Source organism: Neobacillus niacini (assembly GCF_031457145.1).
Lineage (GTDB): Bacteria > Bacillota > Bacilli > Bacillales > Cytobacillaceae > Neobacillus > Neobacillus niacini_J.
In genome coordinates this window covers 395,409-407,653 of the sequence record NZ_JAVDVZ010000001.1, presented here as the reverse complement: position 1 = coordinate 407,653, position 12,245 = coordinate 395,409, and the positions used below count along the sequence as shown (strand labels likewise).

Sequence of the window (12,245 nt, the reverse complement as noted above, 5' to 3'; positions counted from 1 at the left end):
CATATGGAGGCGGGATGGAGGAATAATGGATTATATTGAACGATTATCCCAGGATTCAAAGGGAAACAAATCTTCCTCAGCAGCCGGAAAAAAGAAAAAATCAGGTGAGTTATCCAAACAAAAGTGGGCGATACTCTCACTATCATCCATACCGCTAGTGATGACCTTGGGTAATTCCATGTTAATACCAGTCTTACCTTCTATGGAAAAGAAATTATCGATTACCGCTTTCCAAACAAGTATGGTCATAACCGTTTATTCGATAGTAGCAATTTTCTTAATCCCGGTCGCCGGTTATTTGTCTGACCATATAGGCAGAAAAAAAGTAATCATTCCAAGTCTCATCATTGCTGGTATTGGCGGTCTAATCTCCGGCTGGGCGGCATGGAAGTTGGACAATGCATATTGGTTGATCTTAATCGGCCGTGCCCTTCAAGGAGTGGGAGCTGCTGGTGCTGCCCCTATAGTCCTTCCCTTTGTCGGGGACATGTTTAAAAATGATGATGATGTAAGCAGCTGTCTAGGTTTAATTGAAACATCTAATACGTTTGGAAAAGTTCTAAGCCCGATTCTAGGGGCATTGTTAGCAGGATTTATCTGGTTTTTACCTTTCTTTTCGTTTCCAGTCTTTTGTACCATATCTGTTATCATGGTTATGGTATTAGTTAAAAGTCCAAAGTCAAAATCTAAACCAATTCCATTCAAAGAATTTTTCTCTAATGTTAAGAAAACCTTTACTGAAAAAGGAAAATGGTTATACGCTATTTTTTTTATTGGCGGTATCCTGATGTTAGTCCTTTTTGGCATATTATTTTATCTTTCGGAAATTTTTGAAACAGAATATGGTATAAAAGATTTAAAAAAAGGATTGTTTCTTGCATTGCCACTTGGCGCGCTTTGTTTATCATCGTTTATTGCTGGCAAGGTAATTAAAGATAACAAGGTACTAATGAAATGGCTCACCTTTGGAGGTATTGTTGCCGCATCTCTAGCTATAGCGGCACTTTGGTTATCGATAAAGCTTTGGTTTATGATCGGCATGTTTTTAATAGCCGGTGTTGGAATTGGAATCGGTCTACCATGTCTGGATGCCTTAATTACCGCGGGAATCGAGAAGGAAGAGCGCGGAACCATCTCATCCATCTATAGTTCAATGAGATTTATCGGAGTCGCAGCCGGCCCTCCGATTATTGCTATGCTAATGAAACAAGCAACTTACTGGATTTTTATTACACTTAGCGGTCTCAGTATCATTGCGGCCTTTGTGGCGATAATCGCAATCAAGCCTGGTGAAAAAAAAGCACATTAGAACAAGCGCTGGGACTCTTCCAGCGCTTTATATTAGGCGATAAATTAGGCTTACTTATGTGCTTGGCTTTGATTTCTTTGCCTTTTTGTTCTGTGGAGTCATCTCATTGGCAAATTCTTCGCTAGTTAGACTCTTCGCACTTTGTAAACCAGATTTCGTTTTAATATTCCGTTTCGTCACATTCTCACCACCTATGTTAAGATGGCTATAATTTAATCAAATAGCACATAAAAATTCTAAAAACTCCAGCTGCATTGACCCAAACGCCTTTCCTGAATGTTTTTCGGTCACTCCAGACCACCTGCAGTGACCCAAACTCATTTCCTAAATGATTCTCGGTCACTCCAGACCACCTGCATTGACCCAAACTCATTTCCTAAATGATTCTCGGTCACTCCAGACTACATAAAAATTTAATAAACGAAAAAAAGCACCAAATCTCTGGCGCTTTTACTCAAAAAGTCCTAATACGGACTTAACCAATCGGGATCTCTGTTTATACAAACATGACATTTCTCTGATTCCAAACGTGTAAAAGCTGTGCCCACAATCTTTGCAATTCTTAGAATGGACATATACAACCTGTTCCCTTTTTCTTTTTATATCTGGTACGATCTCAATTGCATTTTCCTGACAAACTTCGGTACAAGAGGAACAACCTACACACTTTTCGTTTTTAATCTGGAGCATACTTTCCTTCAAATGAAAAACTTCTTCCGGGCAGAGTGTAAAGCAAGCATTGCAAAGAGTGCATTTATCTTTGTCCAATTTTACAGAGAAAAATTGATAGTCTGGATAATATTTTGTCAGCTGCCAGTCATCCTTCTCCATCTTCCATGCCGCTGGCGCCATCTTTTTTGCCAGTTGTTTTCTTTCTTTTTGAAATGATCCAAATAACGCTCTTCTTGAAAGTACCTCATCCTTAACTCTTTCGACAACAACAATTGGAGTCTCTTCAAGCAATTGTAGTTGTTCATTTGTAACACGTAGTACTGTTTCCCATTCCTGGTTAAATGGCTGATGAGCAACTTGAATCGTTGTCATTCCTCTTTTTTTATAAATTAGCAATTCTTTTAAAGAAGGTACATAGCTTTCATCAAAAACAAGGCTTCCTTTTTCAAAGAGCCGGTTACTTGCCAAGCCTTCAATAGCAGACAATGGGCAAGCAATCATACACTCCCCACACATCGTACACTTCTTTGTGTCGATGATGAATAAATCGTCCTTTAATTCGATAGCGTTATGCTCACAGTTCTCTACACAATCGTTGCAAGTAGACTTTCGATTCCGTTCCCTGGAACACTTAGTTGTAACCTTCATTTCTTCATGCAGGCTCTCCAGCCAATTTACGAGAATTGACATTCTTATCACCCACTCATTTTCGAAGTCATTAGACTAGGTTTGCGTCCCTGTGCGGCGTGATTACAAGGTTTGGTTTAGTAATAGTTGCACTTGGCATTCCTTTAATTTGACTAATGTTTCCATACTTTTTTCGAAGTTCTTCTATCGGACCAAATTCAATGGCTCCTAATGGACAGGTTGCAACACAAACTGGGTCTTCTCCTTTTTCCTGGAGATCCATACAAAAGTTACATTTATTTGATTTAAAGGTCTCTTTGTTATATTGTGGTGAACCGTAAGGACAAGCTTTTACACATAATTGTGTTCCAACACAAATCTCCTGATCAATGGTAACCACACCGTTTTGCTTGCTCTTTTCAATTGCACCTGTTGGACAGCTTAGAACGCAGGCTGGCTGTTCACAATGATTACAAGATATGGAAAAATAAAACGATTTTACATTATGAACGATTCCGCCATTGGGCTGCTGCATATAGGACCCTTCTTCTTTAGTATAAACTCTACGAAAGTTGATCCCTACTTCTGTATTGTTTTTATCTTTACAAGCTATACTGCAGGCCTTACAGCCTTGGCAGATGCTCTGATTGATATAAAATCCTATTTGACCCAAAATAGTCACTCCCTACGCCTTTTTTACTTCAACAAGATTGGTTAATTGTGGATTAGATTTTGCCAGTGGAGTCGGCCGTTGTGAGGTTAACACGTTTACCGCTCCCCTTTGGTCAATACCAGACTTGTCAGGTGAATACCAGCCTCCTTGAGGAATACCTGCTACACCTGGAGTGATACGTGTCGTTACCTTCACATCGATAACCAAGCTGCCTCGATCATTAAATACCTGAGCTCTATCTCCATCCTTGATTCCACGTTTTTCAGCATCTTTAGGATTTATCCACATTTCTTGCTTGGCTGCTTCCTCTAGCCATGGCATATTATCATAAGTGGAATGACATCTTCGTTTATAATGCCAGCTGATAAGCTGCAAGGGATACTTCTCTATTAATGGGTCTTCTGGTCCTTCCCACGAAGAAATATATTTTGCGATAGCGGGTATTTCCTCATGCTGGTTCAAGTCCCAAAGCGTCTTTGAGAATAATTCGATTTTGCCTGAAGGTGTTTCAAAAGGATTGTTCTCGAGATCATCAATTTGAGTCTTAAAGCCAACTAGAGGCTCATCATATTGAAAATGGTGCACCCCTTTTTTACGGAATTCCTCAAAAGTTGGAAAAGTAGGATCCAGTTCTTTTCTTGTTCTTTCAACACTTTCTTTTACCAAATCGAGAATGGTTCTACCTTCTGTATATTGGTCCTTAACACCCAGTTTTTCTGCAACTTCTGCAAAAACATCATATTCATCTCTACACTCGTAAAGGGGATCAATCGTTTTATCACCAAAAACGACATAATCTCCAAAACACCATGGTACACCTATATCATACCGTTCAAAAAACGTCGTTCCAGGAAGTATTATATCTGCATATTTAGCACTCGGAGTCATAAAGAGATCGCTGACTACAATAAATTCTACTTTACTCTCATCTTCTAAAAGCTGTTTTGTTTTATTAATATCAGCATGCTGGTTAATCAGCATATTTCCTGCCATATTAAAAATCAACTTAATATTTGTCGATAGCTTTTCAGTTCCTTGCAGCCCATCTGCTGCAGTCATTTCCGTACCTTGTTCAACTGCCTTTGTCCAAAGGAAGCAAGGTATAGATGCCTTTACTGGATTTTCATAGGAAATAGGATAGACAATGTTCGAACGATTCCAGTACCCTGTTCCAGCCGCCCAACCGCCTAACTTACCAACATTCCCTGTTAAACAAGCCAACTGAGCACCGCCACGCATGAATTGCTCACCATATGCCTGCCGTTGTGCTGCCCACCCCTGAATTAGAGCCGCAGGCTTTATGGTTGCATAATTCCTTGCAATTTCTCGTATTTTTTCTGCAGGTACCCCGCAAATCTTTTCTGCCCATTCAGGTGTCTTAGCAACTCCATCTTTTTCACCTAATAAATAGCTTTTCAAGCACTCTTCCTTCGCAACACCCTCCGGCATATGGTCGCCATCAAAGCCAACACAGTACTTGTCAAGAAAGTTTTGATCATGTAATTTTTCAGTTACTATAACATACCCCATTGCGTCCATCATCGCATTATCCGTGGTCGGCTTAATCGGGATCCACTCATCTCCATAGGTAATAGCAGTATCTGTATACCTAGGGTCAATAACGACTATTTTTGCGCCATTTTTCTTTGCTTGCAGTAAATATTCACGATAAGGGGTGGAGAAAATCATTTCAGATGGATTCTGGCCCCATAAGAGTATGTATTTTGAATGCAGCAAGGAATCGAAACTGCTGCCAGAATTATTGGTTCCATAGGTATAGGGAGTTGCTACGTTTCCCGCTCCAGAACTATAATCATTTCGGAAGTTTAAAAATCCGCCGGTAACCGATAACAATTTTCTTACGGCTGTACTGCCGCCATGCAGCCCCCAGCATTGACCCGAAGAGTAGTTATCATATCTTGATTCTGGGCCATATGTATCACCGATACGTTTCACTTCAGAAGCAATTGTGTCTACAGCCTCTTCCCATGAGATTCTTTCAAACTTCCCTTCACCACGTTTTCCGACTCTTTTCATCGGATACTTAAGGCGATCTGGATGATAGAGAAGATTTCGATAGTTTCTGCCTCGTACACATGCTCTAAGTGGTGGAATCGACGGATCGCCACTTTCCTGTGTGTCTGTTGCTACTCTGACAACCACCCCATCTTTTACATATGCTTTAATGACACAGCGGCCCCCACAGTTGTTAACACTACAGGTAGAAACAACCTTATCCCAATCACTGGCACTGGCCACTTTTTCTTCCTTTTGCTTATCAATCAATAATTTGGTCCCTACTCCACCAGCAATCACGGGAACACCAATTGCCCCAGACCATTTTATAAAAGTCCTGCGCTCCATTTTATTCGTCATTAATCTTTTTAAAAGGCTTCCCTCAGACATTGATTATTACCTCTTTTCTAAATTCTTTAATGTGAATTGTTTCACATATTTTAAAAGTAGTCTTCACCCACAATTTTTACTTCCAAGTTTATATCTCAATTTTACTTGATAGTTATTAAATAAATATTAAATTTCAGATCGTTCACATTTAATTCATAAAAATCATCCACATTTTGATAACATTCTAAAGTCGGATGGTGTCATTTATGGCTCTTTTTTTAAACTTTGTGCTTTTTGGAACAAAATTTAATGATTATGCTAAGTTCCTAAAGAAAAAAAATAAATTTAATAAGAAAAGAGCCTGCAAATTAAATTCTAAAGCTCAAAATAACTATTTCCACGTGAAAATCGGCTTTAAGATTTTAACAACAATCATTACGAAATCAGCCTATTTATTTCTAGTTATCCCCGAAATATGTATATAATATAGAAGACAACATTATGTAAAGGATGATTTCATTGAATATTACTGGTCATACAGTTGAAACACTTGTAGATCCATTTGGATTATTAAGCGGGGACCGCTATGAATTTTTTATAGATGTAGAGGTAGAGGAAGACGATGAACTCTATACTGATAAAGGAATTGGAATAAGGGTACTTTTTGTAGTGGATGAAGGCGGAGCAAGAATTTCCAACTATCATCTTTATGAAGGAGGAACCGACAAGGTTTTAGATTTTGAGCTTGAAGAAGATGAGGAATTATTAGTGTTTAATTATTGCAAGGAAAACATCGATTCATAAGAAAAAGCAGAGGAATTACCCCCTGCTTTTTCCTAATTATTACATAAAGTTTTTACTATGATTATGAATTACTGCTAATTCTTTTGTTGAAAGGCTCATTTCACTTTTGCATATTGGACAGAGGGGCACTTCAGTGCTCTTAAAATTGTCACGAATCCAGCATTTACAGCTATCTGAATTACATTCCCAAATTTTAGTTTCTTCAAGCTTAACTTCTTCATCATTTCTTCTACCAAACGCCAAAATGATCACCCCTTGTACTTTTTGCAAGACTGTTTCTTGACACTTTGATCAAGATGAAAGATAAAAAAATCATTTTTTATAAAGATAAAAAGGTGATGCCTTATCCGTGCACCACCTTTTTATTTTTTCATTAATTAAACAGCTTTTACGTTAGAAGCTTGTGGTCCACGAGCGCCTTCAACGATTTCGAAAGAAACTGATTGACCTTCTTCTAAAGTTTTGAAGCCTTCTGATTGGATAGCAGAGAAATGTACGAATACATCTTGACCGCCATCAGCTTCGATAAATCCAAAGCCTTTTTCTGCATTAAACCATTTTACTTTACCGTTATTCATGAGTAGTACCCCCAAAGATTTGTTCACTTTAAGTTAATAACCATTTACAAAATCAAAAAGCCGCAGTGCACCACCGGGTAATAGACATCACCCACATTTCGTGCAGTTACGACTACTTAAACCAATAAATATTTACACGAACTTAAAAGCGTACTTTAATCATACACTTACTATCTCTAAAAGTCAATTAAATTTACAGTATAGCATACTAGCAAGCAACTATATATATATAACAATTAATTATTTTTTCCAAAATCACCTTGTAAAAAAATTTCCATAAAATTGTTAACGAACGTGAACATTATGAGCTTTAATGATAGGCGAAAATACGGTTTGAAAGTACAATAGGCTATAAGTCTAAATAATCAAAATAAACCGACTCGATACTATCGAATCGGTTTTCTCTTTATGCTTCCTTTTTCACCTTTGGTACTGCTTTTTTTCTAGGCGCTGCTGGCTTTTTGACTGTTGCTGATTTTTCTGTTGTTTCTTTTTTTACAGCAGTTTCTTTTTTTACCGCTGTTTCCTTCCTAGGCTTTGTACGGTCGATAGATGCCTGCAAGGCAGCCATTAAATCGGTGACATTTGAAGCGGTCTCTTTTGCAACTGGCATTACTGTCTCTTGTCCTGTCCGTTTGGATTCGATTAATTCTAATAATGCTGTTCGATATTCATCTGTGTATTTTTCAGGCTCAAATTCGGATGTTAATTGATCAATCAGCATAATAGCTGTAGCTAATTCTTTTTCAGTTACCTTTTCATCAGACGGGACATTGGGTACGTCCCCAGCACGGCGAACTTCGTCAGGGAAATGAATGGTTTCCATTACCAAGGTATTTTCATATACACGAATAACGGCCATTTGCTCTTTTGATCGAATGATGATTTTAGCAATTCCAACCTTTTGAGATTCTTGAAGCGCTTTTCTCAATAGGGAATATGCTTTACCTCCACCTTCATTTGGTGACATATAATAACTGCGGTCAAAATAGATGGGATCGATTTCCTCTATTTTAACAAAATCAATGATTTCTACAGCTTTATCTTCGTTTTCCTTCCGGAGTTTTTCAAGGTCCTCTTGGTCAAGAATGACAAATTTTCCTTTTGTGTATTCATACGCCTTGACGATGTCCTCTGGCTTTACTTCTTGTTCACATGAGGTGCATATTTTTTCATATTTAATCGGCGCATGGCATTTATTATGCAAAGTCCGGAGTTTTATGTCTTTATCTTCAGTGGCAGTATGAAGCTTTATAGGGATATTAACCAGACCAAAACTAATACTGCCTTTCCACATCGTATGCATAGCGTATTTCTCCAATCTTTTTGCTATTATTGTTGCTCTTCTTAATCAACAACATTCCTAAAAACATTTGGTAAAGGATGAATCAGTGTAGTTTGAAACAAAATAAAGAAAAAGAAAGGAATTTAACCAATGAAACCGATGCTGCCAACATTAACCTTTGATTTAACACCAAGTCCGGATTGGCTGTACGAGGTTAAATACGATGGTTTTCGAGCAATTTTGAATTGGGATGATAGTGGGATTACCTTAACTAGTAGGAATGATAAGCCATTGCTGCCACAGTTCCCTGAAATAGCAGGATATCTTGAGTCTCTAGAGAAACAATTCCAACCTTTTTTACCGCTTCGACTTGATGGTGAGTTAGTTTGGCTTGAGAATGCATATAAAGCAAACTTTTCTACTATTCAGGTTCGCGGTAGACTTAAGGCCGCTAATAAAATAGCTGAACAAGCAGCTAAATCCCCGTGCCGTCTAATGGTGTTTGATATTCTTGTTTTGGCAGGCAAATCCCAGATTTCTAAAACCTTTGAGAAGCGAAAGGATGAACTGCTCAAACTGTTTATGAAGCTCGGACTACCAAATGTTGCAGACCCTTATAGTGAAACTCTGCTGCAGCCTGTAGTGCCTCATACGGATTTTTCAAAACTATGGGAAAATGTTGTCTTATATGATGGAGAAGGAATCATTGCTAAGCATAAAAACAGCCTTTGGGAGGAAGGAAAGAGATCCTTACAATGGTTAAAATATAAAAATTGGAAATATGTCAGCTGTTTCATTACTGCGTTTGAAAAAACAAATGGATACTTTTATGTAGGAGTATATAAAGAAGGGAAAATCCATGGGATAGGTCAAGTGTTGTTTGGCTTTAAACCAGATGAAAAGCAAGCACTTCAAAGTACGGTCAAGCAAAATATGGTTAGAGAAGACAATCAATTTATTTATGTTGAGCCCGCTATTTGTTTGGAAGTAAAATATTTAGAGCTCTATGATAATCAGTTACGTGAACCTCATTTCCACCGTTTCCGCTTTGATAGTAAGCCGGAGGAATGTACATATGAGCAGTTTATTTTTAAACAAAAAAACTTACCAGAGGATTTGGATATTACCCATCCCGATAAGCCGCTTTGGAAGCACCATGATATACAAAAGGCAGATTTCATTTTGTACTTAAGGGAAATCTCTCCCTATATGCTGCCATTTTTAGAAAACCGCATCCTTACAGTTATCCGCTACCCGCATGGAATGTTTGGCGATCCTTTTTATCAAAAGAATTGCCCCGATTATGCACCGGAGTTTGTACAGACTCATCAAGCTGAAGGCATCGACTATATCGTTTGTAACAATCTAAAAACCTTGATTTGGCTCGGCAATCAGTTGGCGATTGAATTCCATATACCGTTTCAAACGACACACAGTAAAGGTGCGAGTGAAATTGTCTTTGATTTAGACCCCCCATCCAGAGATGAGTTTCACATGGCGGTGAAAGCAGCGCTATTAATTAAAGAGGTGCTAGATCAATTAAATCTAATTGGATTCATAAAGACATCCGGAAATAAGGGATTACAAATCTATCTGCCGCTGCCGGAGGACGTATTTTCCTTTGACGATACGCGTCTATTCACAAGCTTCATTGCTGACTATTTAATATCGAAGGATCCTGATTCTTTTACAATAGAACGTATGAAGAAAAACCGCGGAAACAGGCTCTATGTTGATTATGTTCAGCATAGTGAAGGGAAAACGATTGTCGCTCCGTATTCACTGAGGGGAAATGACCATGCAGGGGTTGCCACGCCATTATATTGGGAAGAAGTGAGTGATAAACTGAACCCGGTTGATTTCAATATGGAAAATGCATTAAATCGAATTCGTAAACAAGGCGACCCCTTTAAAAATTACTTTCAAACCAAATTCATTCAGAACTTTGGACCAGTTCTGGAAGTGTTAAAGGCGAATAAATAAAATTACGCTATAGTGGCCGTATCTTCTCTCCAATACCAACTACGGTCACTATGAACTCTCTATAGTGACCGAAAATCATTTTGTCTTACAATCCTGCTCCCCGAAGATATGCCTGGGCTTCTGCCTGCAATTTTTCGTAAGTACTCTGCTCAGTAAAATCTTCTTTCGAACTCACTACAAACTTCTCGCTTCCGAGGTCAATGTCAACCTCCGCTTTGTATAAGTAAGTTGCATTTCCAATCAGGTCGATTGAGTAGTTTTCTTCGCTTTCATGAACAACACATTGTACTTTACCACCGTTATTATAAACATTTATGATTTCTTCCACTTCATTTAACCCTTGCAGGCATGTAACTAATGAAGAGGCTGACATCGCCGTTCCACAAGCATTTGTGAAGCCTACCCCGCGTTCAAAAGTATTTACATAAATACTTCCCTTTTCCAATGATTTCACAAAGCTGACGTTTACACCATCAGGCAATAACTCATTCGGATTATTCACTTTTTCACTAATCTGTTTCTGAATATCAGATTTCAACTGTTCTGTCTCTACAATTGAAATTAAATGGGGATTCGGTACCGCTAGCGCCGAAAACGTTAACTCATCCGAAAGCTCTGGAATTTTTTCATTCAACAAGTTGTCTTCGTTCAAATTCAATGGCAAGTCTGCCAAATGAAATGAAACTGGTGAAATTTCCACTTGATAGGTTGTCACATTTACAAAAATATCCTCTTGTTTACTTACCTTTAAATCAGCCTTCATAGTTTCAATAATGGCCTCTTGGAACCCCAGCATTTCACACACATATCTAGCAACCAGTCGAAGACCGTTTCCACACATCGATGCCTCTGAACCATCCGCATTAAATACCCTCATTCTTCCTTCAGCATGATCGCTTTTCATAATAAAGAGGATACCATCTGCACCTAAATCTGAACTACGGTTACATAATAACCGGGCAATCTCAGCTCTTTCACTTTCCGAAAAAGAATAAGCATTGGCGATTTCATCAATTACGAGAAAATCATTTCCTGAACCATGACCTTTAATCAAATCAATTAGCACGACAATTACCTCCGGAATAAATAAAAATATTTTTTATTTATTCTATCAAATAATTATCGAGAATGACACATCCTTATCTCTCAATAAAATATTCATTTATCAAAAAGGACATCCTTAACAGCTTGTCCTTTTCTGATAAGGTTTCTGCTAGTGAAAGGATTGGAGTATTGGGTTCTGGAAAACGACCGCTCCACTCTACTGGCATCCATCCCCGTCTAAGGCGTCCCACCTGCTGCTGCGACTGATTCAATACACGTTCATCCATATAGGTTGTTGATCCTTCAACTGATCCAATATAACGGCCCGACTCATCGATTATTTCTTTCCTTTTTTTCAACCAAGATACTTTCTCTTTCTCAAAACAGCCTATATATCTCTTATTTTGATCATATACCTCAATAGTTAGGTGTTTAATTTTAAAATAACCAATAGCCTGATTTAGGCTATTATAGAGCGCATAAATTATTGGTTTCTTAAACAGATGAAACCCCTTTTGACGATATTTCTTTATCATTCCTGCTTGGTGTCCATCCGGAAAGAAAAGATGCAGGCTCGGTTCTTGGTGGTTCATGAAAACAACTACAAGGTGCCTTGCTTCAAATATATTTTGATAATGGCTTTCGGCATGAGACATATTTCTCCCAATTGAAATCGATTGGTTCATCCTAAAAAGATAGATTTGGAAGCTAATAAAGCTGTAAACCACAAAAGGTATTGTTAAGAACATTATTTGATTGTTTTGAAAGTAATATAGATTCCCTACAGCAATAACGATGGCGGGAACGAGTGCGGCAATGCTTCCATTTAAATTAATATTGGCCGTACCACGGTAAAATTCATGTATTTTCATCCTGAGTACTCCTTATCTACCTCTCTTATTTTTATTCTATTAAACGACGGGT

13 protein-coding genes are annotated in these 12,245 nt (G+C 38.2%); 3 read left to right on the top strand and 10 right to left on the bottom strand.

Annotated elements, in window-relative coordinates; translation table 11 throughout:
* The first annotated feature begins 25 nt into the window (after positions 1-25).
* Positions 26-1,309, top strand: a complete 1,284-nt coding sequence (locus J2Y03_RS02215) for an MFS transporter (protein WP_310190262.1) — start codon at positions 26-28, stop codon at positions 1,307-1,309.
* A 54-nt stretch (positions 1,310-1,363) separates the two neighbouring features.
* On the opposite strand, the gene J2Y03_RS02210 is transcribed toward J2Y03_RS02215, so the two are convergent.
* The 5 genes from J2Y03_RS02210 to J2Y03_RS02190 form a co-directional block, all read right to left on the bottom strand.
* Entirely contained in the window at positions 1,364-1,489 is a 126-nt protein-coding gene (locus tag J2Y03_RS02210; RefSeq protein WP_310190259.1) for a hypothetical protein, read from the bottom strand.
* Between the two features lie 25 nt (positions 1,490-1,514).
* Complete coding sequence (locus J2Y03_RS02205; protein ID WP_207909466.1) at positions 1,515-1,652, bottom strand: hypothetical protein; 138 nt, start codon at positions 1,650-1,652, stop codon at positions 1,515-1,517.
* Between the two features lie 107 nt (positions 1,653-1,759).
* Positions 1,760-2,671 (bottom strand): 4Fe-4S dicluster domain-containing protein, encoded by a 912-nt coding sequence (locus J2Y03_RS02200; RefSeq protein WP_310190256.1) that lies wholly within the window; start codon positions 2,669-2,671, stop codon positions 1,760-1,762.
* A 28-nt stretch (positions 2,672-2,699) separates the two neighbouring features.
* The gene (locus J2Y03_RS02195) at positions 2,700-3,281 is read right to left on the bottom strand and encodes a DMSO/selenate family reductase complex B subunit (protein WP_310190254.1); all 582 of its coding nucleotides are present in this window, start codon (positions 3,279-3,281) and stop codon (positions 2,700-2,702) included.
* A gap of 12 nt (positions 3,282-3,293) precedes the next feature.
* Positions 3,294-5,687 (bottom strand): DMSO/selenate family reductase complex A subunit, encoded by a 2,394-nt coding sequence (locus J2Y03_RS02190; protein ID WP_310190252.1) that lies wholly within the window; start codon positions 5,685-5,687, stop codon positions 3,294-3,296.
* Between the two features lie 450 nt (positions 5,688-6,137).
* Between J2Y03_RS02190 and J2Y03_RS02185 the strand changes: the two genes are divergently transcribed.
* Positions 6,138-6,431 carry a DUF6509 family protein gene (locus J2Y03_RS02185; RefSeq protein WP_310190249.1) on the top strand — a complete coding sequence of 98 codons (294 nt, stop codon included), beginning with the start codon at positions 6,138-6,140 and terminating at the stop codon, positions 6,429-6,431.
* 39 nt (positions 6,432-6,470) lie between these two features.
* Here the strand turns inward: J2Y03_RS02185 and J2Y03_RS02180 are convergent, their stop codons facing one another.
* The 3 genes from J2Y03_RS02180 to ku form a co-directional block, all read right to left on the bottom strand.
* Positions 6,471-6,674, bottom strand: a complete 204-nt coding sequence (locus J2Y03_RS02180; RefSeq protein ID WP_207909467.1) for a cold-shock protein — start codon at positions 6,672-6,674, stop codon at positions 6,471-6,473.
* Between the two features lie 134 nt (positions 6,675-6,808).
* Positions 6,809-7,009 (bottom strand): cold-shock protein, encoded by a 201-nt coding sequence (locus J2Y03_RS02175; RefSeq protein WP_132094519.1) that lies wholly within the window; start codon positions 7,007-7,009, stop codon positions 6,809-6,811.
* 406 nt (positions 7,010-7,415) lie between these two features.
* Positions 7,416-8,315, bottom strand: a complete 900-nt coding sequence (ku, locus tag J2Y03_RS02170; RefSeq protein WP_310190244.1) for a non-homologous end joining protein Ku — start codon at positions 8,313-8,315, stop codon at positions 7,416-7,418.
* A gap of 129 nt (positions 8,316-8,444) precedes the next feature.
* Here ku and J2Y03_RS02165 point away from each other — a divergent pair, with 129 nt between their 5' ends.
* The gene (locus tag J2Y03_RS02165) at positions 8,445-10,277 is read left to right on the top strand and encodes a DNA ligase D (RefSeq protein WP_310190242.1); all 1,833 of its coding nucleotides are present in this window, start codon (positions 8,445-8,447) and stop codon (positions 10,275-10,277) included.
* A gap of 85 nt (positions 10,278-10,362) precedes the next feature.
* On the opposite strand, the gene dapF is transcribed toward J2Y03_RS02165, so the two are convergent.
* Positions 10,363-11,343, bottom strand: a complete 981-nt coding sequence (dapF, locus tag J2Y03_RS02160; protein ID WP_310190239.1) for a diaminopimelate epimerase — start codon at positions 11,341-11,343, stop codon at positions 10,363-10,365.
* Between the two features lie 73 nt (positions 11,344-11,416).
* Positions 11,417-12,193 (bottom strand): hypothetical protein, encoded by a 777-nt coding sequence (locus J2Y03_RS02155; RefSeq protein ID WP_310190238.1) that lies wholly within the window; start codon positions 12,191-12,193, stop codon positions 11,417-11,419.
* Between the last annotated feature and the right edge of the window lie 52 nt (positions 12,194-12,245).